We start from the raw sequence: 270 nt of genomic DNA on the forward strand, positions 1-270 counted from the left end.
TTCTTGAACTATACGCACATGTTCACGTTTTAACTCTCGCGCACTAGATACGCCGCACGAGTGCGCGATTAAGCCCGCTCCATAGTGCACATACTTATTATAGTTTGCCACACGCTGTGCTTTGTCTGCCACATTTAAGCCACGTTGCAGGCGCTTGTCGTGCGTGGTGATCCCTGTAGGGCAAGTGTCTTTATTACATTGCATTGCTTGAATACACCCTAGTGCAAACATATGGCCGCGAGCAGATACAACAAAATCAGCCCCCAGTGC

The 270-nt window shown here is 48.9% G+C and carries 1 protein-coding gene; it reads right to left on the reverse strand.

Annotated elements, in window-relative coordinates; all coding sequences use genetic code 11:
• The coding region (locus tag AAEY62_RS22535) for a glutamate synthase-related protein (RefSeq protein ID WP_350636641.1) at window positions 1-270 on the reverse strand (270 nt) is incomplete at both ends.

The organism is Pseudoalteromonas sp. GW168-MNA-CIBAN-0100 (assembly GCF_040309225.1).
GTDB classification, from domain to species: Bacteria; Pseudomonadota; Gammaproteobacteria; order Enterobacterales; family Alteromonadaceae; genus Pseudoalteromonas; species Pseudoalteromonas arctica.